This is a genomic window from Micromonospora sp. PRAS1, assembly GCF_059553435.1.
Map to the genome: position 1 here is coordinate 1 of NZ_JCANNB010000129.1, position 338 is coordinate 338.

At 69.5% G+C, this 338-nt stretch carries 1 protein-coding gene; it reads left to right on the forward strand.

Annotation, left to right across the window (positions count from 1 at the left end):
• On the forward strand, nt 1-338 hold a 338-nt coding region (locus tag AC507J_RS32400; RefSeq protein ID WP_496294390.1), incomplete at both ends, for a phosphopantetheine-binding protein.

Consider the following 338-nt stretch of genomic DNA (forward strand, 5'->3'; position numbering starts at 1 on the left):
TGCCGGAGGTGATGGTGCCGGCGGCGTTCGTGGTGGTCGGTGCGGTGCCGGTGGATGTGAACGGGAAGGTGGATCGGCGGCGGTTGCCGGTGCCGGGGGTCGCTGATCTGCCGGTGGGTGTGTTCGTGGCGCCGGTGTCTGCGGTGGAGCGGGCGGTGGCGCAGGTGTGGGCTCGGGTGTTGGGTCGGGAGTCGGTGAGTGTGGAGGAGAGTTTCTTCGACCTTGGTGGGGACTCGATGTTGGCGGTGACGTTGGTCGGGTCGTTGCGGGCGGCGGGTTATCCGACGAGCGTGCGGGACGTGTTCGCGTACCGGACGGTGCGTGGGTTGGCCGCGTCG